Origin of the sequence: Asticcacaulis sp. SL142 (genome assembly GCF_026625745.1) — a bacterium.
In the GTDB taxonomy this organism is placed as follows: domain Bacteria; phylum Pseudomonadota; class Alphaproteobacteria; order Caulobacterales; family Caulobacteraceae; genus Asticcacaulis.
In genome coordinates this window covers 2,636,940-2,658,447 of the sequence record NZ_CP113061.1, presented here as the reverse complement: position 1 = coordinate 2,658,447, position 21,508 = coordinate 2,636,940, and the positions used below count along the sequence as shown (strand labels likewise).

24 protein-coding genes are annotated in these 21,508 nt (G+C 57.1%); 11 read left to right on the top strand and 13 right to left on the bottom strand.

What is annotated here, in order from left to right:
* Window positions 1–45 precede the first annotated feature (45 nt).
* On the top strand, window positions 46–2,037 hold the full coding sequence (locus OVA03_RS12110) for a transglycosylase domain-containing protein (RefSeq protein WP_267524942.1): 1,992 nt from the start codon (window positions 46–48) through the stop codon (window positions 2,035–2,037).
* Between the two features lie 3 nt (window positions 2,038–2,040).
* On the opposite strand, the gene OVA03_RS12105 is transcribed toward OVA03_RS12110, so the two are convergent.
* The 3 genes from OVA03_RS12105 to OVA03_RS12095 all read right to left on the bottom strand — a co-directional run bounded on the left by OVA03_RS12105 (window position 2,041) and on the right by OVA03_RS12095 (window position 4,846).
* A complete protein-coding gene (locus OVA03_RS12105) occupies window positions 2,041–2,730 on the bottom strand; it encodes a M48 family metallopeptidase (RefSeq protein ID WP_267524940.1) in 690 nt (229 codons plus the stop codon).
* Window positions 2,731–2,844: 114 nt separating this feature from the next.
* A complete protein-coding gene (locus tag OVA03_RS12100) occupies window positions 2,845–4,095 on the bottom strand; it encodes a polyhydroxyalkanoate depolymerase (RefSeq protein ID WP_267524938.1) in 1,251 nt (416 codons plus the stop codon).
* A gap of 142 nt (window positions 4,096–4,237) precedes the next feature.
* On the bottom strand, window positions 4,238–4,846 hold the full coding sequence (locus OVA03_RS12095; RefSeq protein ID WP_267524936.1) for an SCO family protein: 609 nt from the start codon (window positions 4,844–4,846) through the stop codon (window positions 4,238–4,240).
* Window positions 4,847–4,890: 44 nt separating this feature from the next.
* On the opposite strand from OVA03_RS12095, the gene OVA03_RS12090 reads away from it, so the two are divergent.
* The gene (locus OVA03_RS12090; RefSeq protein ID WP_267524934.1) at window positions 4,891–6,264 is read left to right on the top strand and encodes an ActS/PrrB/RegB family redox-sensitive histidine kinase; all 1,374 of its coding nucleotides are present in this window, start codon (window positions 4,891–4,893) and stop codon (window positions 6,262–6,264) included.
* Window position 6,265: 1 nt separating this feature from the next.
* Window positions 6,266–6,826, top strand: coding sequence for an ActR/PrrA/RegA family redox response regulator transcription factor (locus tag OVA03_RS12085; RefSeq protein ID WP_267524932.1), 561 nt, complete (start codon window positions 6,266–6,268; stop codon window positions 6,824–6,826).
* On the opposite strand, the gene OVA03_RS12080 is transcribed toward OVA03_RS12085, so the two are convergent.
* Window positions 6,827–7,444 carry a hypothetical protein gene (locus OVA03_RS12080; protein WP_267524930.1) on the bottom strand — a complete coding sequence of 206 codons (618 nt, stop codon included), beginning with the start codon at window positions 7,442–7,444 and terminating at the stop codon, window positions 6,827–6,829. It abuts the gene before it with no gap.
* 138 nt (window positions 7,445–7,582) lie between these two features.
* Here OVA03_RS12080 and OVA03_RS12075 point away from each other — a divergent pair, with 138 nt between their 5' ends.
* The 4 genes from OVA03_RS12075 (at window position 7,583) to OVA03_RS12060 (ending at window position 11,042) form a co-directional block, all read left to right on the top strand.
* Entirely contained in the window at window positions 7,583–7,894 is a 312-nt protein-coding gene (locus OVA03_RS12075) for an autorepressor SdpR family transcription factor (protein WP_267524928.1), read from the top strand.
* The gene (locus OVA03_RS12070) at window positions 7,895–8,554 is read left to right on the top strand and encodes an SdpI family protein (protein WP_267524926.1); all 660 of its coding nucleotides are present in this window, start codon (window positions 7,895–7,897) and stop codon (window positions 8,552–8,554) included.
* 93 nt (window positions 8,555–8,647) lie between these two features.
* Entirely contained in the window at window positions 8,648–8,830 is a 183-nt protein-coding gene (locus OVA03_RS12065; protein ID WP_267524924.1) for a hypothetical protein, read from the top strand.
* Window positions 8,831–8,858: 28 nt separating this feature from the next.
* Window positions 8,859–11,042 carry a PAS domain-containing sensor histidine kinase gene (locus OVA03_RS12060; RefSeq protein WP_267524922.1) on the top strand — a complete coding sequence of 728 codons (2,184 nt, stop codon included), beginning with the start codon at window positions 8,859–8,861 and terminating at the stop codon, window positions 11,040–11,042.
* A gap of 151 nt (window positions 11,043–11,193) precedes the next feature.
* Here OVA03_RS12060 and creD read toward each other — a convergent pair whose 3' ends face one another.
* The 7 genes from creD to sdhC form a co-directional block, all read right to left on the bottom strand.
* Window positions 11,194–12,654, bottom strand: a complete 1,461-nt coding sequence (creD, locus tag OVA03_RS12055; RefSeq protein ID WP_267524920.1) for a cell envelope integrity protein CreD — start codon at window positions 12,652–12,654, stop codon at window positions 11,194–11,196.
* A gap of 284 nt (window positions 12,655–12,938) precedes the next feature.
* Entirely contained in the window at window positions 12,939–13,259 is a 321-nt protein-coding gene (locus OVA03_RS12050) for a 2Fe-2S iron-sulfur cluster-binding protein (RefSeq protein ID WP_267524918.1), read from the bottom strand.
* Between the two features lie 4 nt (window positions 13,260–13,263).
* Window positions 13,264–13,542: a hypothetical protein gene (locus OVA03_RS12045; RefSeq protein ID WP_267524916.1), complete on the bottom strand. Its 279-nt coding sequence runs from the start codon at window positions 13,540–13,542 to the stop codon at window positions 13,264–13,266.
* 18 nt (window positions 13,543–13,560) lie between these two features.
* Window positions 13,561–14,334: a succinate dehydrogenase iron-sulfur subunit gene (locus OVA03_RS12040; protein ID WP_267524914.1), complete on the bottom strand. Its 774-nt coding sequence runs from the start codon at window positions 14,332–14,334 to the stop codon at window positions 13,561–13,563.
* Between the two features lie 15 nt (window positions 14,335–14,349).
* Window positions 14,350–16,134 carry a succinate dehydrogenase flavoprotein subunit gene (gene sdhA, locus OVA03_RS12035; RefSeq protein WP_267524912.1) on the bottom strand — a complete coding sequence of 595 codons (1,785 nt, stop codon included), beginning with the start codon at window positions 16,132–16,134 and terminating at the stop codon, window positions 14,350–14,352.
* Between the two features lie 3 nt (window positions 16,135–16,137).
* A complete protein-coding gene (sdhD, locus tag OVA03_RS12030; protein WP_267524910.1) occupies window positions 16,138–16,512 on the bottom strand; it encodes a succinate dehydrogenase, hydrophobic membrane anchor protein in 375 nt (124 codons plus the stop codon).
* Window positions 16,512–16,865 carry a succinate dehydrogenase, cytochrome b556 subunit gene (gene sdhC / locus OVA03_RS12025; protein WP_267524908.1) on the bottom strand — a complete coding sequence of 118 codons (354 nt, stop codon included), beginning with the start codon at window positions 16,863–16,865 and terminating at the stop codon, window positions 16,512–16,514. Before sdhC ends, sdhD begins: the two co-directional genes overlap by 1 nt.
* 6 nt (window positions 16,866–16,871) lie before the next feature.
* Here sdhC and OVA03_RS12020 point away from each other — a divergent pair, with 6 nt between their 5' ends.
* Both OVA03_RS12020 and OVA03_RS12015 read left to right on the top strand, forming a co-directional pair.
* Window positions 16,872–17,243, top strand: coding sequence for a hypothetical protein (locus OVA03_RS12020; RefSeq protein WP_267524907.1), 372 nt, complete (start codon window positions 16,872–16,874; stop codon window positions 17,241–17,243).
* Window positions 17,244–17,318: 75 nt separating this feature from the next.
* Window positions 17,319–18,626: a hypothetical protein gene (locus tag OVA03_RS12015; protein WP_267524905.1), complete on the top strand. Its 1,308-nt coding sequence runs from the start codon at window positions 17,319–17,321 to the stop codon at window positions 18,624–18,626.
* Here OVA03_RS12015 and OVA03_RS12010 read toward each other — a convergent pair.
* Window positions 18,621–19,082, bottom strand: coding sequence for an HIT domain-containing protein (locus OVA03_RS12010; protein ID WP_267524902.1), 462 nt, complete (start codon window positions 19,080–19,082; stop codon window positions 18,621–18,623). The two genes, OVA03_RS12015 and OVA03_RS12010, sit on opposite strands and share 6 nt — an antisense overlap.
* Before the next feature lie 146 nt (window positions 19,083–19,228).
* On the opposite strand from OVA03_RS12010, the gene mdh reads away from it, so the two are divergent.
* On the top strand, window positions 19,229–20,191 hold the full coding sequence (gene mdh / locus OVA03_RS12005) for a malate dehydrogenase (protein ID WP_267524899.1): 963 nt from the start codon (window positions 19,229–19,231) through the stop codon (window positions 20,189–20,191).
* A gap of 189 nt (window positions 20,192–20,380) precedes the next feature.
* Here the strand turns inward: mdh and OVA03_RS12000 are convergent, their stop codons facing one another.
* On the bottom strand, window positions 20,381–20,788 hold the full coding sequence (locus OVA03_RS12000; RefSeq protein ID WP_267524897.1) for a hypothetical protein: 408 nt from the start codon (window positions 20,786–20,788) through the stop codon (window positions 20,381–20,383).
* Between the two features lie 150 nt (window positions 20,789–20,938).
* Here OVA03_RS12000 and OVA03_RS11995 point away from each other — a divergent pair, with 150 nt between their 5' ends.
* The gene (locus OVA03_RS11995) at window positions 20,939–21,499 is read left to right on the top strand and encodes a GNAT family N-acetyltransferase (RefSeq protein ID WP_420710507.1); all 561 of its coding nucleotides are present in this window, start codon (window positions 20,939–20,941) and stop codon (window positions 21,497–21,499) included.
* Window positions 21,500–21,508: the final 9 nt, after the last annotated feature.

Genomic DNA, 21,508 nt, shown 5'->3' with positions numbered 1-21,508 from the left:
CGCGACAGTCTGAAATTATTGATTTTTGGTGACCAGAGGACGTGCATGGCCCTGCAATTTAAACGACCCCCGCTGAAGGCGTTCATCTATTGGGCCACAGTGCTTGGGGTGTGGGCGATCATCTTTGTCACCGCCTTTATAGCGGTGTTTTCGTTTGGCCTGCCGTCGATCGACGATATCGATAAGGTCGAAAAACAGCCCGCCATCACCTATCTGGATCGCTCAGGTGCCCTGATCGCCGTGCAGGGGTCGCAGTCGGCACCGCCGGTTAATCTCGATGAATTGCCGCCCTATGTGCCCGCGGCGTTTCTGGCGGTTGAGGATCGCCGATTTTATCACCACCCCGGCTTTGATCCGGTCGGCATCCTGCGCGCTGCCATGCGCAATGCGACCAAAAAGGGTGGCAATCTGGCCGGTGGCTCGACCATTACCCAGCAGTTGGCCCGAAATCTGTTCCTGTCGTCTGATCAGAATATGAAGCGCAAGATTCAGGAACTGATCATGGCGGTCAAGCTGGAGCTGAAATTCACCAAAAAGGAAATTCTGGCGCTCTATCTCAACCGCGTCTATTTCGGTGCCGGTGCCTACGGAATCGAAGCCGCCTCGCAGCGTTATTTCAATAAACCGGCCAAGGAACTGACCATTGCCGAGTCGGCTTTGCTTGCCGGCATGATGAAGGGGCCGTCACGCTATTCACCCTTATCCGACAGCGAACGCGCCCAGAAACGTGCCGATATCGTGCTCAACGAAATGGTCGAAGCCCGCGTGATTACGCCGGAACAACGCAATGAGGCCGTGTCTAAACCGCTGAAAGTCACCAAGACTCTGGCCACCGCCCACGCGCTCTATTTCATCGACTGGCTAAGCAGCGAAGTCCAGCCAATCGCAGCTTCTGCCAAGGAAGATCTGATCGTTGAGACGACGCTTGATCTGGCCATCCAGACTGACGCCGAACGTGCCGTGCAGCGCATTATGGAACGCGATGCCAAGAAAAAGGTCGAACAAACCGCCCTTGTTGCCATTGATGGCGAAGGCCGGGTGCGCGCCCTGATCGGCGGGGTTTCCTATGCCGACAGTCAGTTTAACCGCGCCATCGAAGCCCATCGTCAGGCGGGATCGTCGTTCAAGCCGTTTGTCTATCTGACGGCTATGGAAGCCGGTTACAACCCGCTGACACCCGTGGTCGATGAACCGTTTGAAATCGGTGGCTGGTCGCCGGAGAACTACACCAAAAAGTTCTTAGGCCCGATGGATTTGCAAACCGCACTGGCCCAGTCGATCAACACCGTGGCCGCCCGCGTCGCCAATGATGTTGGCCGCGAAAATGTCGCCCGCACCGCCCGCCGCTTAGGCATCGATTCCAAGATCAATACCGATCCGGCTATGGCGCTGGGCACAGCCAGCCTGACCCCGCTTGAGATGGCGCGCGCCTATGTGCCGTTCTCCAACGGCGGCTATAAGGTCGCGCCCCACGGCATCATCCGCATCCGCACCACGTCGGGTAAAATCCTTTATCAGTACCGCGAAGATGTCCGCACTCAGGTCATCGCCAACACGCCGCTGGCCTATATGAACCAGATGATGCGTCAGGTGGTGATATCCGGCACAGGCAATGGCATCAAGATCCCCGGCAACTATGATCTGGCTGGTAAGACCGGCACGACCAGCGACTACCGCGATGCCTGGTTCGTCGGCTATACTGGCGGTTTCACCACCGCGGTGTGGGTCGGCCGCGACAACAATACCCCTATGGCCCGCGTGACCGGCGGCGGCACCCCCGCGGCGATCTGGCGCGATTTTATGGCTTCGGCCCTGACCCGCATCAAGACCAGCGCCATCCCCACCGGCCCGGTCAGCGAAATGGATGAGGCCGCCAGCGCGGCGGTCGATGAATTGCTGAACTCAAGCCCTGCGGCCAATGATAATGCCGTACCGCCGATGGTGACTATGGAGCCGATCCCAAACCCTGAAGATCAGCAACCAGCACCGACCGATGCGGACGACATTTTCTCCGAGGCCCAAAGGCGCAATCAGTAAGCGCTAACCGGCACCAAAGGCAAACAGGCTGTGGCCGTGGGTTTTCAGCCATTGCCGGGCCGGTTTGTAGTCGCCATATATGCGCTCAACCTCGGCCCAGAACGGCGGCTGATGATGCGGATGTTTCAGGTGGGCCACTTCGTGCGCGCAGACATAGGCAAACACCGGCTCCGGAGCCATGATCAGCCGCCACGAATAGCGAATGGCTTGACGCGACGGGGTGCATGATCCCCACCGGCCCTTGGGGTCGAAAATGGCCACTTTCACGCCGCTATAGCCAAGGCCTTGCGCATAGTCTTCTGTATAGGTTTGGGCGAACTCCAGCGCCTGCTTTGACAGATAGCGTCCCACCCGTCGGGCATAGGCGTCTTCCTGCCCGCCTGCGGTTAAGGTAAGCCCATCATCGGTTTTCAGAAACCGGGCCGCCGCCATATTGCCCGAAGATTTAAGCGCCAGAGTGCCACCCCGGTAAGGAATGTCCATATCCGGCGCAAACATGGCGACTTTAGGTTTTTTGGCGCTGAATTTGCGGACCCAATCAAGGCGGGTGCGCGCAAAGTCAATCGCCTGCGTAATCTCACGCACATGCGGCACGCTTAAGATCGCTTCGCCGGATTTATTGTCGATGCGCAGGGAGATACGTCGGGCGCGGCCATTAATTTTAAGGCGCAACGAGACGTCGTCCAAGGTCACGACATCGCCGTGCGTTAAGCCTTTAAATTCTGGCGACTCACGTTTCCATAGCATGAACCTAATTTAAAGCGCTTTCCGAAAAGTGTCAGCGGTTTTCGGAACCAAAAGCGCGACTTAAAGATTCGCATCCGTTTTCGCAATGAAGTCGCGGATTTTCGGATAGATGCTTTCGCGGAAACGGCGACCGTTAAATACGCCGTAGTGTCCGGCCCCCGCCTGCACATAAAGCTCTTTCATATCGGCGGGAATATTGGGACAAATTTCATGAGCAGCCTGAGTCTGACCCACGCCGGAAATATCGTCTTTTTCACCCTCGACCGTCATCAGGGCTATATCGGTAATGGCTTGCGGCTTCACAGTACGGCCGTTGTGGACCAACTCACCCTTCGGCAAGGCATGTTTCTGGAAGACCAGATCGATAGTTTGCAGGTAAAACTCTTCGGTTAAGTCAAGCACCGACAGATATTCGTCATAGAACTCCAGGTGCTTTTCCACGCCGTCGCCATCATCTTCGACCAGATTGCTGAAATAGCTTTTGAGCGCATCCATATGCCGCTCTTCGTTCATGCTCATGAAGCTATAGAGTTGCACAAAGCCCGGATAGACCCGGCGCCCGACCCCCGGATAAGGCGGCGGGACATTGTGAACCATGTTCGATTTAAACCAGGCGAACGGGCGTTCTTCGGCCAGATTATTGGTGACCGTCGGGTTGAAACGCGCATCAATCGGTGAGCCCATAAAGGTCATGGAGGCCGGACGGTTGGGATGATTATCCTCCGCCATCAGGCAGGCCGTAGCCAGAACCGGCGGCCCCGGCTGGCAGACCCCGACCACATGGATGCGTGAGCCGATGAACTCCAGCATCTGCTGGATGTGGTCCATGTAGCTATAGAAATCAAAACGGCCTTCCAGCACCGGCACCTGACGGGCATTGACCCAGTCGGTGATATAGACATCGTGATCGAGCAGAAATTCCTGCACCGTCCCCCGCAACAGGGTCGCGTAGTGACCCGACAGAGGTGCTACGATCAGCACCGCCGGCGCGGTTTTCTTGACGCCGGCCCGGCGCAGATCGGCATTGTCGCGCTGAAAGCGCAGCAGCTTTACCCACGGCGTCGACCAATCTTCGACAATCTGCACACGCACCGGGGTATCGTTGATGGTCACGCTGTCGATGCGCCAGTCCGGCTTACCGTACCGGCGTGTGACGTTGGAAAACAGCTCCGCCGAGGCATAAAGCGTGCGCCCCAGCGCGGTGTCGGAGGCCAGATTAGCTTTTGACCCCCAGAAATCACGGGTCATTTGCGCCAGTGCCCGCATAGGGGCTGCCGAATAATAGGCGTACTCATGAAGCGAATACAGCATCTGACTCTACCTTGGTTTATCCTGCCGCGGAGCGACACTTCACTAAACCCTATCACAGCAAAGCTGCCAATAGGTTACTGCGGCGCAAACCAAGATGTGATGAGCAGGTGCAGCATTTTCAAGCACCTGCCCTGAACTGATGTCACCGCATTTCCTTGCGTATCATGTCAGCGCTGTCTTTGGGGGATATTTCGCGCCCAAGGGGTAAGGCGAACTGTCCTTCCGGGTTCATCAGATAGATCACGGCCGTGTGGTTCATGGTGTAGTCGTCGCCTTCTCCCGATTTGGAATAGGTGGCGCGGTAAGCCTTGGCGATACCATCCACCTGTTCAGGCGTGCCGGTAAGACCAATGACACCACCGGGAAAGCCAGGGCTTTCGATATAGGACTTCATGGCTGCCGGACTGTCGCGTTCAGGGTCAACGGTGACGAACACGATCTGGAAATCCTTGGCCTTATCACCCAGCTCCTTTTGCACCGCCGACAGGTGTTGCAAGGTAAGCGGACAGATATCCGGGCAATAGGTAAAACCAAAAAACACCGCCGACCACTTACCTTTGAGAATGTCTTGCGTGACCACACGGCCATTCTGGTCGATCATGGTAAAATCACCGCCGACCTTGACTGACGGATCGACCTGAGCCGTGCCGCCGCCGGGTGCCGCCTTAAGCGTCGTGTACCAGTAAGACCCAATGAGTGCGAATAATCCCACAAAAATAATAAGGATAATTGTCAGGCGCGATTTCGTCATCTATTTACTCACCTCTGATAAGTTCCCGCCTCAATAGGCCATTCATGGATTTTAGCCAAACCTTTAAGCGGATCGGCCTTGATTTCAAGACGCTGGATCTAACCGCCGCCCCGCCTCTGGGCGGACGCGATCACCTGCGCCTTCGTACGCTGGTGTTCCTGCGCTGGCTGGCCATCATCGGTCAGACCGGCATGGTCTTGCTGGTGGCGTTTGGTTTTGGCTATGAAATCAATGTCGGTCTGTGTCTGGCCATCATCGCCGCTAGCGTCTGGCTCAATGCCCTGTTTATGCTGGGCGGGCGGTCGCGGTCACAACTTAAGGACTGGGAAGCGGCGGTTCAGTTAAGCTTTGATACCCTGCAACTGGCGGTGCTGTTGGGGGTGACCGGCGGGCTCAATAACCCGTTTTGCCTGATGCTGATAGCACCCCCGACAGTCGCTGCCGCCAACCTGCCGACCCGTCAGGGGATCGTCGTCATAGGCGTGGCACTCGCGGCCTCCGTCAGCCTGTTTTTCTGGTCGCTTGACCTGCCCTGGCATGAAGGTCAGTCGCTATATCTGCCGCCCATGTACCGGGTCGGGTTTCTGGCTGCCCTTCTGATCGGGATTGTATTCACCGCGGGCTATGCCTGGCAGGCCGCACTGGAAGCCAAACGCATGGAGCAAGCGCTTGAGGCCACCCGCGCCGTCATGGAAAAAGAGCACCGCCTATCGGCGCTTGGGGGCCTTGCCGCCGCGGCCGCCCATGAACTGGGTACGCCGCTGGGCACCATTCAGGTCGTGGCTAAGGAAATGATGCTGGCGCTCGATAAGGACGATCCGCTCCATGAAGATGCCGCCCTGCTGGTGTCGCAGTCAAAGCGCTGCCGCGACATTCTCAAGACCCTGTCGCAACAGCCGGAAACCGTCGATGAGGTTTATGACCAGATGCCGCTTAGGGCCTTTCTGGAAGAGGTCGCCGAACCGTTTCAGCATTTTGGCAAGACCATCCATATCGACATTTCTATGGACGGCGCAACCAGCAGCGCCATCACCATCAAACGCCGCCCCGAATGGCTGCATGCCCTGTCGGCCTTTGTCGAAAACGCCGTCGATTTTGCCGCCACTCAGGTGTGGATCAGGGTCGACATTTTTGATGCCCATGTGGCCTTAAGCGTCGAAGACGACGGTGCGGGCTTTTCTTCGGAAATCCTGGGCCGGCTGGGTGAGCCCTATGTGTCAACACGCCACAGTGACGTTAAGGCGCAACTGCGTCATAAGCCCGGTGGTATGGGGTTAGGGTTTTTCATCGCCAAGACCCTGTGCGAATATTCCGGCGCGGTGGTCAGCTTCGGCAACCGCGCAAGCCCAGATCGCGGGGCCTTCGTCAAGGCGATGTGGCGGCGCGATCAGATGCAGATTTCAGGACTGGAGCTATAAAATGGCCGATGCGGTAAGTGAAACCATAGCCAATCTGGCGGACAAGACCCTGATCCTGCTCGATGACGACGCGCCGTTCCGTCAGCGTCTGGCGCGCGCGCTGGAGGCGAGAGGCTTTCAGGTCACCGCCGTAGACAGCGTGGCTGGGGCTCTGACGGCTATTGCCGCCAACCCTCCGGCGTTCGGTGTCATGGATATGCGCCTTGAAGACGGTAATGGCTTGAAAGCCGTCGAGGCCCTGAACGCCAAGCGGCCAGATGCCCGCGCCATCATGCTGACCGGCTATGGTAATATCGCCACCGCCGTTGCGGCTGTGAAATCCGGCGCGATCGATTACTTATCAAAACCCGCCGATGCCGACGATGTGGTTAAGGCATTGCTGGCGATTGAAGACCACAGCCCCGCCCCGCCGGAAAATCCGATGTCAGCCGACCGGGTGCGCTGGGAGCACATTCAGCGGGTCTATACCCTGTGCGGCCAGAACGTGTCGGAAACAGCCCGCCGCCTCAACATGCACCGCAGGACCCTGCAACGTATACTGGCCAAGCGCGCGCCCAAATAATCACTCATCCGCGATAATGATATTGGGATTATCCGGCGGGATAAATTCAAACAGACCAATGTCCAGCGCCTTTTGCGGGCGATATGACATGAGCGGGTTTGCCGCCAGGGCCTGCACCTCTTCGGGGGTGAGGGCCTGACCGAGCGCTTTTTTACGCACGGCCCGCGCCTGAATATAGGGCTGAAGTCCTGCCGCCGGTTTCGCCACACGCTTGGGGATAATCTTCCAATAGGACAGGCTGAGCTGCCACACCGATGTGACTGGCTTTGTCGGTGCAGGCCAGCGCTGGCCCTGGGCCATAACGGGTGTGGTGCGTTTGGCTGATTTTACCGGCTCGGCCCGGCACATCAGGCGGGCAAAATTATCCGCCGCATCCGGTGTAAACCTTAATCCGGGCCGCGCATCCTCAAGCAGTTCGGGGTATTGCGCGCCGTAATAATCAAGGGCGGCACTTTCCGTCTCAAATTTCGGCCCCACGACTTCAGACACAAATTGTACGGATTTGCCGGATTCGGCCATGGCCTCAGATTCACGGGCCGCACGCGCAAACCCCTTCGATGCCCAGCTATTGAGGACATCGATGCCATGTAGGGCGATGGGGTAGCGCACGCTGGCCATGATCAGAACCTATCCAAAACCGTTGCCACTCTATAACGCGACCACAGGTTTCCAAAGGGTGAAGACGGTATGTTAAAAACAAATTTGACACGGCTCTATATTTTGGTATTTTACGAATTACCAAAATAAGGTATCTCTATGGCTGAAATCTATAAGGCTCTGGCTGACCCAACCCGAAGGCGGATTTTGGAACTCCTTCGGGAACAGGCCATGAGTGCGGGCGACATTGCTGATCAGGTTCAGGTGTCAAAACCGACCCTGTCCGGTCATTTCACCGTGCTCAAAACTGCGGGGCTGATCGATGTGACGCGGCACGGCACGACCTTAATCTACCGGCTGAATGTGTCGGTTCTGGAGGAGGCCATAATGTCCTTGATGACCACATTCAAGGTAGGGGAAGCGCGTGAGGTTGTATCGGAAAATGTCATCACAAAGACAACGGGGGTTTAAATGAAGTCGGGATTTGCGATCTTTTTTAATGTGGTGGTTTTAGGGGCTCTGGTAGCCGTTTCGCTCTGGGCCCACTCGATCCTGCCGGATGTTCCTATTGCCACCCACTTTAATGCTGCGGGTATGGCTGATGGCTTTCAACCCCGTGACATAGGTCTGGCCATCATGCCGGGAACACTATTAGTCATAGGCCTTTTGTTATGGGTTTTACCAAGGTTGATGCCGAACCAGAAGACACTTGAACGCTCGTCCGCAGCATATGCCGCCGTATGGATTACAACTGTCGCAGTTTTAGCCGTCGCCCACGGTTTCATAGTCAGCCGCGCCTTAGGCATTGATATGGATGTACGTCTGATGCTGATCGCACCGGGGGTAGTTTTCATCATACTCGGCAACTTCATGCCAAAAATGCGTCAAAACCGGATCATGGGCATCCGCACACCCTGGACACTCAAGAATGAGACGGTATGGGATCGCACGCACCGTTTTTCAGGAATTATATTCATGATGGCGGGGTCTATAATGATAATTGCGAATTTTATTCTACCGCCGGAACAGGCTGGTATGGCCATTTTTGTGTGCGGCATTGTCCCCGCATTTATTTGCGTGGCCTATTCCTTTCTTGTCGCCCGACAGCTCAAAGTCCGAAATTTACCATAATCGCATTTTGTTGAAGGCGGCGGAATCAAGTTGATTTACTATACAAAATCATCTGATTCGTTTTCGTCATCTTGAAAAGCCTGAATGTAGCGCATGGACGTATCCGCCATAGCCTTAGCCGTTGCCGGGGGATCGCTCGCTCTGGCTTTGTCGACGACCTTTTTGTCGTGGCGGCAGCGCGGCACTCTGGGGGCGCAGCGTGATGCGCTCAAAGCCGATCTTGGCCTGAAACAGACCATGCTGTCGGGAACTGGATGCCGCGACCTCGGCCTTTGATGAAGCGTTTCTGGCAGTCGAAGATGATATGGTGCGGCTGGTGTGGGGGGATGAAACCTTAAAAGCCTGCGCCGAGGCTCTGGGGGTGTCATATGGTGATTGTGATATTACCGACTGCGCACCGCAGGTCTTAGAGGCCTTGAGCCAAAGCTCCCCGCAGGCCGAAGCCGATCTCAAGGCCCTGATTGAGGCGGGTAAGCCGTGTCGGTTTGAAATATTCGCCGAAAAGGCCGTGGGCGTGGCGGGTAAGACCCTGATTGTCGAGGGCCGCCCGTCGGGTGCCACCGCCTGGATCAGGCTAGCCATAGCCGGGGCGCAGACCTCCCTGTCGTCGGGGCCGTTCGCCCAGATGGCCGAGCATTTGCCCGCCCCGTGCTGGATCGTCTCCAAAGACGGGCGTCTGGTCTGGGCCAATAGCGCCTGGTTGAAAGCCGTTGAAGCGGAAAGCCTTGCCGACGCCCGCGAACGCGACCTTAGCCTAGATCGCTCGGCTGACGCGCTGGTGCAGGAAGCTGTGGCCACCGCCAGCCACCGCGAAGGCTTCCGCTGGCTGACCCTTGATGGCCAAAGACGGGCCTTTGCCGTCACGGTCGAGCCGCTGTCCGAAGGCTATTTTGCCGCCTACGCGCTGGATGTCACCGAGGCCGAGGAAAGCCGCGATGCGCTGAAACGCCACGCCAAGGCCCACGATGAAACCCTTGACCGTCTCGAAGACGCCGTGGCGATCTTTGGGCCTGAAAAGCGCCTGACCTTCCATAACCGGGCGTTCGAGACCCTGTGGGATCTCGATCCGGCGTGGCTGGCGGAACGTCCAACCCACGGTGAGTTGCTGGATCGTCTGCGCCAGAAACGCCGCCTGCCGGAGATGGGCGACTATGCCAAGTGGAAGGCGCAAGAGCTTGAGTTTTATGGTCTCAAGGACATAGCCCCGGATGAGATGTGGAGCCTGCCCGGCGGCCGATCCCTTAAGGTCGTGCGTCAGCCGCATCCCCTGGGGGGACTGCTTACTCTTTATGTCGATAAAACCGACGAACTGAAACTCAAATCCCAGTTCAATTCTCTGATTCAGGTGCAGCGTGCCACGCTCGATCAGCTTCTCGATGCCGTCAGTGTGTTCGGGTCGGATGGACGGTTGCGGTTGCGCAACGCCGCCTTTGATGCCTTCTGGAACCTGTCGGCTGAAGATATGGTCACCATGATGGATTTTGCCGTCATGGCCGAACTGTGCCTGCCGCTGGTTCACGATAAGGGCTTCTGGGCCGAGCTTAAGGCGCGCGTCACCGATACCGATCCGATCGCCCGCGCCCCGCAGATGGGCGAGGTCCGCGTTTCGGACGGGCGGCTGGCGCGCTGGCGCGCCCAGCCTCTGCCGGATGGGGCGACCCTGGTGGCCTTTGCCGACATTACCGCCACCCGTAACCTTGAGCAGGCTATCGAAGACCGCGACATGGCGCTCAATGAATCGGTGCGGCTGAAACGCGAATTTGTGGCCAATGTGTCCTATGAACTGCGCACGCCGATGACCACCATTGTCGGCTATTCGGAACTGATGACTTCGCAGTCAGCGGGCCTTAACGAGAAACAACTAAACTATCTGACCGCCATCCAGAGCGCCGGTCGTGAACTGGCCCGCTCCATCGATGACGTACTTGATATGGCGCAAATGGATGCCGGGGAAATGCAGATTTCCCTATCGGACGTGACGTTTGGCACCATCCTGCATGATCTGTCACTGAGGCTGGATGGTGTGCTGGCCACGCGCAATCTGCGCTTTGAGCATATGGGCCTGAGCGATGATACCATGATCCGGGTCGATCCGCGCCGGCTGGGGCAGATGCTGGATCACCTGATCGACAATGCCCAGCGCAATGCGGCGGCGGATACGGCGATCGTGCTCAAAACCGACCGCGACGGCGACACCCTGCGTCTTGAGGTCAGCCACAAAGGCCGCGGGATTCCTTACGATAAACAAGCCCATATATTTGACCGCTATGTCGGCCGAGAGCGCGGCGGGCCGGGGCTTGGGCTGGCGCTTGTTAAGGCCCTGACCGAACTGCACGGTGGCTGGATCACCTTAGAGTCTGAGCCGTCCGAAGGGGCGACCTTCTCGATCCACCTGCCCCACCAGAACGATATCGAAGCGATAAAACCAGAAGCCGCACCGCAGGATGATGCCGCAGATACCGACGATAACACCGTCTGGGTGGCGTGAAAAAGGCGCGGGCTTAAAGCGCATTACGAAACGAAGTTCGGCGAAGCCAAAAGTGTGCAGCGGTTTTCGTACCCAAATGCGCGTAAAAAACTTTAGAGTATCGTCCCGATCCAGTCAGATCGGGACGATACTCTCACCCGCGCCCTAGTTTTTAAGCCTCTTCAATTGCCTTTCCGAACGGTTCACGCCCGTACCAGTTAATGTTGCGCGTCAGGATCATGACAATCGCAATGACCAGGAAGGCCGACACGGCACCGACCAGCAGGGCATAATCTTCCATCCGCATCAGGATATAGATCAGGCCGTAGAGCAGGCTGAACGCCCCAAGTGCGCCGATAAATCGCCACAGGCTTGAGAAAATCAGACCGGCATAGCCTGAGATCAGCAATACTGTCGCCCCGGCCGCCACCGCAAACGCAGCATCAAACCCGATCCGCTCCGCCAGCGACAGCAGAAGCAGGTAAAAGGTAATCTGCGCCAGTCCTACCAGAATATATTGCGCTGGATGCAGTTCCCGCTTTGAGGTGGTTTCAAACATGAAGTAGGTCAGAAAGACCAGACCGATAAACAGCAACGCATATTTCAGTGACCGGCCCACCGACTGATAGGGGTTGGTCGGCTCAACGAACGTCACCGACAGTTCCGAACGGCCAAGGTTAGACAACTGGCTGATGTCGACGGCGGCAGGCATACCCCGCGCCACAAACGGCACCGACCAGCTCGCCGCAAAGCCTTTTTTGGTGACCAGTTCACCCTGCGAAGGGGCGACCGCCGGATTGCGCGGCAGGCTGCGGGTCACAGGCAGGAAACCACCCCCAAAAGACGGGAAGTTCCAGTCGCCGGTGATTTTGGCCTCGGTCGTCTTGGCGAAGGCCAGAAAGGCGATTTTTTCCGCACCCGTAAAGGTCATATTGAGCGCAACATCGACCGGCTGATCCGGCGTCAGGCCCGCTACCGGCGTTGAAAACAGATCCATCGATCCGCCGCCTTCGTCGCCTGTGCCGGCCATGCCTTGCTGGCCATAGCCGGACGGCGCCAGCGTCAAAGCCGCGCCATTGACCCTGGCTAAGATATCGGTGCGCGCACCACGGCTATCCGAAGCGCCTGACAGAACCTGCGCATCCGCCCAGTTCAGCGTGGCCGTGGGCATGGCGGTCTGAACCTTAGTCAAATCAAAATGGGCTTTGAAGGCAATATCAGAGGTATAGACCGGCACACGGAACATCGAGCGGGCACGGACTTCGCTTTTGGTCGCGGCCGAGGCCTGCCCCGTGGTCGGGAACACGATCAACGTGCCGGATTCAGGCGCGCCAACCGTTCGGTTGCCCTTGGCATCAATGGCAACCTTTCCGGGGTTCGTATAGGGCACGGCGATCACCGGCCCCATAAACACCTGACGGCCGCCCATAAGGCCGCCAATTTCACGGGCCACGGTATCGGCCCGGTTGGTGCGCTCCATCAATAGACCGAACACAAGAAAGGCCGGAATAGACATAAGCACGGCCAGTACGCACACAATAATCAGTTTGCCGCCACGGGTGCGCATGGCCTGGGGTTTCGCTCTGAGCAGCGGGGGCGGCGAGGAGGTTGGGGTGACGAGGGGTTCCGTCATGGATAATATTCCTGAACCGGACATCGAGCAGGGATTGCCGTCCGGACGGGCAGAAACTAAAACATTTTTGAACGCCGTTCAAGATAAAATATGAACATAGTTCAAATTAAGTTATATGGTGCTATTTTGCCGCCGATGACCGCCCACGGCTGGGCCAGAGGCGAGAACGTTGCGCAGGCGTGTGTCATGACTGACAGGTAAAGGCTTAGGCCAAAACGCCTGAAACCACTGGGTGGTAAAGACCGCTATGTAATTCCCGTATTTTATTTAGGGGGACTTACAGCTTAGTGCTGGTTCTCTGGCAACTCGACCGTCAGGCCGTCGAGCGCGTCGGTGATGCGGATTTGGCAGCTAAGGCGCGAGGTCGGGCGGACATCCTGGGCGAAATCGAGCATGGACTCTTCCATCACCGACGGATTACCGACCTTTTCGAACCATTCCTCGGCGACATAGACATGACAGGTCGCGCACGCACAGGCCCCGCCACAATCAGCGTCAATGCCCGGCACGTTATTTTTGATCGCGCCTTCCATGACGGTGTTGCCGACCTTGGCGTCGATCTCGTGGCGCTCGCCGTTTTGTTCGATATAAATAATTCTAGGCATAAAGTTAATATGTAGCTCTGACGCTCTTTAATCTTGAGGAACCATGACACACGGCTCCAGAACCATCTAAAACCACACAGTTAAATTCTGGGAATTTTTCCAAGAACCTTGCAGCTATCCACTCGCTGACCGTGTAGTCATCCTTAGCTTTTTTCTCGTAACCATATTGTCGGCCTAAAACCATATCATCTCTGACATCACGCCCGTCTTTATGAACGAAACGAATGTTGAAATTCTCAAACTCTTTAATTTTACGCTGCATAGAACCGACAGTAATTGGCATACCCTTCTCCTACACGAGCTATTTTCCCGGCATAAGTTTTTTAATCTCAGCAATCGCCTTGGCGGGGTTAAGACCCTTGGGGCAGACCTGAGCGCAGTTCATGATGGTGTGGCAGCGGTAAAGCTTGAACGGGTCTTCGAGCGATTCCAGACGCTGCTTGGTCTTATCGTCGCGCGAATCCGCGATCCAGCGATAGGCCTGCAAAAGTGCTGCCGGGCCGAGGTACTTGTCCTGATTCCACCAGTAGGATGGGCACGAGGTCGAACAGCACGCACACAGGATGCACTCATAAAGCCCGTCCAGCTTATCGCGCGACGCCGGCGTTTGCAGGCGTTCTTTTTCAGGGTCAGGCGTCGTCGATTGCAGATAGGGCTCAACCGAGGCGTACTGCGCATAGAAGCCCGACAAATCCGGCACCAGATCCTTAACCACCGGCATGTGCGGCAGAGGGGCGATGGTAATCTCACCGGAAAACTCATCGTGGCCCTTGGTACAGGCCAGAGTGTTGCGGCCGCCGATGTTCATGGCGCACGATCCGCAAATGCCTTCGCGGCAGGAGCGGCGGAACGACAGGGTCGAATCGACGTTGTTCTTGATGTAGATCAGGCTGTCGAGCAGCATCGGCCCGTGAGCCTTGGAATCGACTTCGTACTTGTCCCAGCGCGGGTTCTCACCGGTTTCCGGATCAAAGCGATAGATCTTATAGACGCGGACATTCTTGGCACCGGACGGGGCCTTATAGCGCTTTCCGGTCTTGATCTGCGAGCGTTTGGGGAGGGTTAATTCAACCATAGTCTTGCAATCCCCTTAATAAACCCGCGCCTTGGGCGCGATATAAGCGATGTCATTGGTCATGGTGTAGGTATGGACCGGACGGTAATCGATATTGACCTTGCCTGACGACAGATCCAGCCACGCCAGGGTGTGCTTCATCCACTCATCATCATTACGGTTCGGGAAGTCCTCACGGGCGTGCGCACCGCGCGATTCCTGCCGGTTCAGGGCCGAGTTAACGGTAACCACCGCCTGACCGATCAGGTTGTCGTATTCCAGCGCTTCGATCAGGTCGGTGTTCCAGATCAGGCCGCGATCCTTGATGCCGATATCGCTGGAGGCCGCATAGATTTCGGCCATCCGGTTGACACCTTGCTGCAGGGTTTCACCGGTACGGAACACGGCGGCGTCTTCCTGCATGGCGCGCTGCATCTTAAGGCGCAGATCAGCGACCGGGGTCGAACCCGACGCCGTACGGAATTTCTCAAGGCGAGCCAGATGGGCATCAACCGCCGACTTGCCGATATCTTTGTGGGCCACACCGGGCTTGACCACTTCCTTGGCGCGCAGGCCGCAGGCGCGACCGAAAACGACAAGGTCGATCAAGGAGTTGGAACCCAGCCGGTTGGCGCCATGTACCGACACGCAGGCCGCTTCGCCCACGGCCATCAGGCCCGGAACCACAGAATCCGGATCGCCGTTGACCTTATTCAGCACTTCGCCGTGATAGTTGGTCGGAATACCGCCCATATTGTAGTGGACGGTTGGGATGACCGGGATCGGTTCCTTGGTGACATCAACGCCCGCGAAAATCTTTGCGGACTCTGAAATCCCCGGCAGACGCTTATGCAGCAGGTCGGGCGGCAGGTGATCCAGGTGCAGGAAGATGTGATCCTTATTGGGGCCCACGCCACGGCCTTCTCGGATTTCCATGGTCATCGAGCGCGATACGACATCGCGTGAGGCCAGATCCTTGGCCGACGGCGCATAGCGTTCCATGAAACGCTCACCCGCCGAGTTGGTCAGATACCCGCCTTCACCGCGCGCGCCTTCGGTAATCAGGCAGCCGGAACCATAGATGCCGGTCGGGTGGAACTGCACGAACTCAAGATCCTGCAGCGGCAGACCGGCGCGCAGTACCATCGCATTGCCATCACCGGTGCAGGTGTGGGCTGAGGTCGCCGAGAAATAGGCGCGGCCATAACCGCCGGTGGCCAGAATAACCAGATGGGCGCGGAAGACATGGATCGTACCGTCATCAAGCTTAAGACAGGTTACACCCCGGCAAACGCCGTCATCCATAATGAGATCCAGCGCGAAATATTCGATAAAGAACTCAACGTCTTCGCGCAGGGACTGACCATACAGGGTATGCAGCATGGCGTGGCCGGTACGGTCAGCCGCGGCGCAGGTGCGCTGCACCGGGCCTTCGCCGAAGTTCTTGGTCATACCACCGAACGGGCGCTGATAAATCTTGCCGTCTTCGGTGCGTGAGAACGGCACGCCCCAGTGTTCTAGTTCATACACCGCCTTGGGGGCGTTGCGCACGAGATATTCGATGGCGTCCTGATCGCCCAGCCAGTCCGACCCCTTAACGGTGTCGTACATATGCCATTCCCACTTGTCCTCACCCATATTGCCAAGCGAAGCGGCGACACCGCCCTGGGCAGCAACCGTGTGCGAGCGGGTTGGGAACACCTTAGTGATACAGGCGGTCTTAAGGCCTGCCTGACCGGCCCCAAGGGCGGCGCGAAGACCCGCACCACCGGCACCCACGACCACCACGTCATATTCGTGTTCAATGATCTTGTACGTCATGGATTAGACCTTAAAAGCGAGAAACAGGCCGCCCAGTGCTGCGATCAGCAAAAGCAGGCAAAAGATAAAACTGACCAGCTTGATCAGCCGGGAATTAGGGAAGTAATCGAGCACGTTGGCGTTAAGGCCCATATAGGTGTGCCAGACGGTGATCACAAAGGTGAGCGCCATCAGGCCCGCATTCAAAGGCATTCTCAGGAACGCCAGCGCGGCATCATAGCCCTGCCCCATCAGGCCGTAAGCGCTCCACAGCGCCCAGCCGGTCAGCACGATCAGGGCGATTGATGTCCAGCGTTCCGCCAGCCACTCCGCAGCCCCATGCTTTTCTGATTTCTTCCAGTCCTTTGAAGACCGTTCACGCAGATATGAATCGACCATTACAGCACCACCTTGCCCGTCGCTAACAGAACCGCCCAGAACCCGACCGTGAGCGCAATCCCCAGTATCAGCCCCCACCACGATAAGGCATTGGCTGACTTAAGCTCAAAGCCCAGCCCCATGTCCCAGATCAGGTGCCTGATGCCACCGGTCAGGTGAATGAACCCCGCCAGCGACAAACCGAACCATATGAACAGGCCAAAGGGCGATGCGGCAAACGACAAAAAGAGCGTGTAGGCTTGCGGGCAGCAGCCCGACGCCGTCAGGCCAATCGCCACCAGCCATGCGGCCACCAGAACCGCACCCACGACCAGCGCCAGCCCGGTCGCCCGGTGCAGGATCGAGGTCAACATGGTGATGTGGAAGCGCCAGACTTGCAAATGGGGGGAAAGTGGCCGGTAAACGGCTTTAGGAGCATTGGGCGGCTGCGTCATGGTATGGCCTTAGAGTCGCAGGAAAATCTATCCGAAATGTATGACAATTCGGCGTGGAACTTTTGGCGGTGTTTTAGACCTTGCAAGTCATCTGTCAATGATACGCGCCATCCTGCAAAGCGGTTTTTTGCCGGATTTGGGTATTTATTGACGAAATGTGCGATCAAGGCCCTTGGATTGACAAATTTATCGGTCTTTAATCATCTTTTAGATGAATGGGCTTTAACCAATTCTAAAAGCCGTGGCCAAACGCCGCAGATTCAAGCAATTGATTTTGATAATTATTATCAAGTTTAGTTGCCGAAGCTCGACCGCCCTCGCCGCCCATGATTTGCGGCGTCATCTGTTAACTTTCAGTGATGAGTAAACACCGTGTTGCAGGCTATTTTCTATCTGTCTCTGGCGCTTTCGGCCTCGCCATCCGCTGACCTGGCCACTGAAGTGCTGACGCGCGCAGATGCGCCTGCTTCCGCCGCGCAAAAACTGCAAGCTTCGTCCAAAAAGGCCGAGGCCCAGAAAGCGGCCAAGAAGAAGGCTGAGCAGAAGAAAACCTCATCCAAAAAACCGACCGCCAAAAAAGCAGCACCAAAGACCGAGGTCGCGAAAACAAAACCGGTTGAAACCGCAAAGACCCCGTGGGTCATGCCGGATAAGAAAGCCATCGCCGCGCAGCGCGCCAAGCCGCAGATGACGCAGGTAGTTAAGGCACCTGCACCTGCACCTGCACCTGCACCGTTAATTACGCCCCCTGCCGTACAGGCCGCAACACCTCAAACTCCGCCAGTTACTCAGTCGGGCACTCAGCCAGCCACTCAATCAGTCACTCCGGCGTCACAGCCTGCACAATCGATTGCCGCCTTCGTCGCCCCGGCAACTGTTACGCCACCCGTGTCCCCGCCCGCTGAGGCCAGCGAAACCCAGACCTCGCCGCTTAATCCCCTAGCCGATATATTGCCGCCCGAAGTTCTGGCTGCCGCCAAGGCTGAAGCCGCACAGCCTGAGACGAAGCGTCCTGAACCTGCCCCCTTGCCGGTCACCACTCCGGTGGCACCCGAAGTTAAACCCGCCCCGGTCATAACACCGGCTACAACCGTCGCTTCGACACCTGTGCTGACGGCCAAAACGCCTGATGCTGTCACCCCGCCCGCAACCCTTAGTGCGCCGATGGCCTCCAATATCGCCCCGGTCATGGCTCAGCCCAAGGCCGTCCTGCCCCCGGCGGGCCTGCCAACCACCGCCGCCAAAGCCGTTAAGGTCGAGGCCTATAACCGCGACTACGAAGGCCCGAAATCAGGCCGCGAACTGCAATATGATGCGGGCATTGCCCGCGCCTTCGGCTCCAAGGTCGGGCAAATGGGCAGCCTCGAAGGGTCATGGCTGGTGTCCGGTCAGGACGGTCAGCGTCTGTTGTCGCTGGAGCTGCGCGGCAAAACCGGCGGGCAGGTTGATGGCGCGTGGCGGGCCTTGTCGGGCGGGTTTGGGCTTAATCGCTCAGGGCTAGTGTCTGACGCTTCCTTAAGCGACAGCAATGAACTGTCGCTCAGCTATATGGAAAGAGGGGCGCGCACCCCGTCGCACCTTAAGTTACAAAAAAGCGAAGACGGGCGCTGGCGCGGCACCCTGACCGATGGCAGTGGACACGCGACCCCGGTGATCATGATGCCGGATCAGGCATCATAAGGCTTTGCGTAAAGCCGCAATCATATCGTCTGTGTGTGCATAAGGCTCGCTCTGGCCAAAGCCCCATACCGGCCCCGGCCAGGCAGGATCGGTAGAATTGCGGCCTATGACATGGATATGCAGTTGCGCGACCATATTGCCAAGATTGGCGATATTCAGTTTTTCGACCTTAAACCCCAGATGATCGGCGGCGGAGCGCACCAGAGTTTCAGCCACCCTGATGTCGCTCATCACATCCATAGTTTGCGCGTCCGATAGCTCGGTCAGTTCCCTGAAATCCGCAATCGTCGGCACCAGCACCAGCCACGGAAAGCGCGCGTCGTTTTGCAGGCGCACCTGACACAGGTTGAGATGCGCGATAAAAAGGGATGACGCTTCGATGCGGAGATCAAGCACAAACCCGTCATCAAGCCGGTAGTCGCAATCGAGACAGGGAACAGGTACGGTTGCGGTCATGGCAGGGCTCCTTCAACGCCCGTCTGTGCCAGATTTGTCGTCCTTTTGCATCACTATAAAGCTGACCGCGTATCAAAGACTTGCGAAAGGGTCTTAAGAGGATTAAGGCATCGCCATCTATTGCCGCACTGCAAAGAGGAGTTCCCATGGCGCGCGCTAAGATTGCTTTGATTGGTTCGGGTATGATCGGTGGGACGCTGGCCCACATCGCGGCCCGCGAAGAACTGGGCGATGTCGTCCTGTTCGACATTACCGAAGGCGTGCCGCAGGGCAAGGCGCTAGATATTGCCGAAGCGACCGCCGTGTTTGGCTCGGATGTCGCCCTCAAAGGCGCCAATGACTATGCCGATATCGCTGATGCTGACGTCTGCATCGTGACCGCCGGTGTGCCGCGCAAGCCCGGCATGAGCCGCGATGACCTGCTGGGTATCAACCTCAAGGTCATGAAGGCCGTGGGTGAAGGCATCAAGAAATATGCCCCGAATGCGTTTGTAATCTGCATCACCAACCCGCTCGACGCTATGGTATGGGCGCTGCAAAAGTTTTCGGGTCTGCCCGTTGAAAAAGTCGTCGGCATGGCTGGCGTTCTCGACTCAGCGCGCTTTGCTTACTTCCTGGCTGAAAAGACCGGCATTTCGGTCGAAGACATCCACGCCTGGACGCTCGGCGGTCACGGCGATGACATGGTGCCGATGGTGCGCCATTCGACCGTTGGCGGCCTGCCTCTGCCGGAACTGGTCGCTCAGGGCTTCCTGTCGCAGGACGAACTGGACGCGATCGTTAAGCGCACCCGTGGCGGTGGCGGCGAAATCGTGGCCTTGCTCAAGACCGGCTCGGCGTTTTATGCTCCGGCTGAATCCGGTATCGCCATGGCCAAGTCCTACCTGTCGGATAAGAAGCGCGTCCTGCCGGTCGCAGCTTTCCTCAATGGTGAATACGGCCTGTCGGGTCTTTATGTCGGCGTACCGGCGGTTATCGGTAAGGACGGGGTTGAAAAGGTCATCGAGTTCTCGACCAACGAGGACGAAAAGGCCATGTTCAAGAAGTCAGTCGAAAGCGTTCAGGGCCTGATTGCCGCCTGTAAGGAAATCGATCCGTCGCTGGCGTAGTTCGCTTCGAGCGAACTTTTCTTGACTTTTTAGCCAACATTGTGCATATTGCACACACGGAAAACAGACTGGCTGTGACAGTTTCCCCCGCCCGCTAAGACTACGGTCGATAAACGGGTTCTCGTGCAAAGCGGAATATTCAAAGGGTTGCCAGATACTTAAAAGGGCCTCTTCGGAGGCCCTTTTTCGTTACCTGCGGTTCGGAAATTTAGCCTTTTCACCGCGCAGGATTTTCGCCAAGGCCAGATCGAACTTCATTTCACCCGTATCCGCAGGGCGCTTACCCTTTTTCAGCGGATAGGCGCTGACGACAAACAGGTCAGCCCGCCTAGCATTATGACGCCGCAAGGTGAAAAAAACCGCGTAGCCGTCGCCGGATTGCGTCTCGACTCTCACCATATTGCCTTCACGAGTGGAGGCGACACGTTTAGTACCTAAAGCGCGAATAATCACGGGCAGAGAAAGGCTGTGTTCATACCTGACCTCACAAAATACACGCTGCTCATGACGCGCAGATTGGGTGGTGGCTATACAGTCGGCCAGAACATGCAGGCTTGGGTCAAATGCCTTAGTGAAACAATGGTCATTGAAGCGCACACTCACCGTTGCCGGTTCAGCGCTATCTCTGGGTAAACAAGAAAATTCAAATGGCTCCAGATGCAAAAGATCTATAATTACATCATTGACCCGACATTCGCTCCAATAGCTCATACTTGTATTTAGAAACGATTCCCGTTTTCAGGCAATATCATGACCCTGCCCCTGACTTCGCCGCTTGGCCCGACGCTTGAGACTGAGCGCCTGATCCTGCGGCCGCCCGTGCTTGAGGATTTCGACGCCTTTTGCGCCTTTCATGCCGATGCGGACGCCATGAAATTTCTGGGCGGTGTCAATTCTCCGCCCATCGTCTGGCGCGTCATGCGTATGATCGCTGGGGCGTGGGCGCTGGATGGATTTCACATGTTCAGCGTGATTGAAAAATCATCCGGTCAGTGGATCGGCCGGATTGGCCCGCTGTATCCGCACGGCTGGCCTGATCGCGAAGTCGGCTGGGGTATTTTGTCATCAGCCCAAGGCAAGGGCTACGCCAAGGAGGCTGCCACCGCCTGTATAGACTATGTGTTCGATGTGCTGGACTGGGATCATGTCATTCACACGATTGCGCCCGAAAACCACCCTTCCGCCAATCTGGCCAAGGCGCTGGGGTCATACAATCAGGGCGCAGGAAAACTGCCTGATCCCTATGCCAATGAGCCCATCAATATCTGGGGCCAGACGCGCGACGAATGGAAGCAGCGCAAACGCTGACCGAGTTCC

Excerpts from the sequence above, each read along its gene's own strand:
- OVA03_RS12075 (WP_267524928.1), top strand. The coding sequence starts at position 7,583 with ATGGCTGAAATCTATAAGGCTCTGGCTGACCCAACCCGAAGGCGGATT.
- creD (WP_267524920.1), bottom strand. The coding sequence starts at position 12,654 with ATGACGGAACCCCTCGTCACCCCAACCTCCTCGCCGCCCCCGCTGCTC.
- OVA03_RS12110 (WP_267524942.1), top strand. The coding sequence starts at position 46 with ATGGCCCTGCAATTTAAACGACCCCCGCTGAAGGCGTTCATCTATTGG.
- OVA03_RS12095 (WP_267524936.1), bottom strand. The coding sequence starts at position 4,846 with ATGACGAAATCGCGCCTGACAATTATCCTTATTATTTTTGTGGGATTA.
- sdhC (WP_267524908.1), bottom strand. The coding sequence starts at position 16,865 with ATGTTGACCTCGATCCTGCACCGGGCGACCGGGCTGGCGCTGGTCGTG.
- OVA03_RS12045 (WP_267524916.1), bottom strand. The coding sequence starts at position 13,542 with ATGCCAATTACTGTCGGTTCTATGCAGCGTAAAATTAAAGAGTTTGAG.
- OVA03_RS12040 (WP_267524914.1), bottom strand. The coding sequence starts at position 14,334 with ATGGTTGAATTAACCCTCCCCAAACGCTCGCAGATCAAGACCGGAAAG.
- OVA03_RS12090 (WP_267524934.1), top strand. The coding sequence starts at position 4,891 with ATGGATTTTAGCCAAACCTTTAAGCGGATCGGCCTTGATTTCAAGACG.
- OVA03_RS12100 (WP_267524938.1), bottom strand. The coding sequence starts at position 4,095 with ATGCTGTATTCGCTTCATGAGTACGCCTATTATTCGGCAGCCCCTATG.
- OVA03_RS12050 (WP_267524918.1), bottom strand. The coding sequence starts at position 13,259 with ATGCCTAGAATTATTTATATCGAACAAAACGGCGAGCGCCACGAGATC.
- OVA03_RS12080 (WP_267524930.1), bottom strand. The coding sequence starts at position 7,444 with ATGGCCAGCGTGCGCTACCCCATCGCCCTACATGGCATCGATGTCCTC.
- OVA03_RS12085 (WP_267524932.1), top strand. The coding sequence starts at position 6,266 with ATGGCCGATGCGGTAAGTGAAACCATAGCCAATCTGGCGGACAAGACC.
- sdhA (WP_267524912.1), bottom strand. The coding sequence starts at position 16,134 with ATGACGTACAAGATCATTGAACACGAATATGACGTGGTGGTCGTGGGT.
- sdhD (WP_267524910.1), bottom strand. The coding sequence starts at position 16,512 with ATGGTCGATTCATATCTGCGTGAACGGTCTTCAAAGGACTGGAAGAAA.
- mdh (WP_267524899.1), top strand. The coding sequence starts at position 19,229 with ATGGCGCGCGCTAAGATTGCTTTGATTGGTTCGGGTATGATCGGTGGG.
- OVA03_RS12065 (WP_267524924.1), top strand. The coding sequence starts at position 8,648 with ATGGACGTATCCGCCATAGCCTTAGCCGTTGCCGGGGGATCGCTCGCT.
- OVA03_RS12010 (WP_267524902.1), bottom strand. The coding sequence starts at position 19,082 with ATGACCGCAACCGTACCTGTTCCCTGTCTCGATTGCGACTACCGGCTT.
- OVA03_RS12060 (WP_267524922.1), top strand. The coding sequence starts at position 8,859 with ATGGTGCGGCTGGTGTGGGGGGATGAAACCTTAAAAGCCTGCGCCGAG.
- OVA03_RS12070 (WP_267524926.1), top strand. The coding sequence starts at position 7,895 with ATGAAGTCGGGATTTGCGATCTTTTTTAATGTGGTGGTTTTAGGGGCT.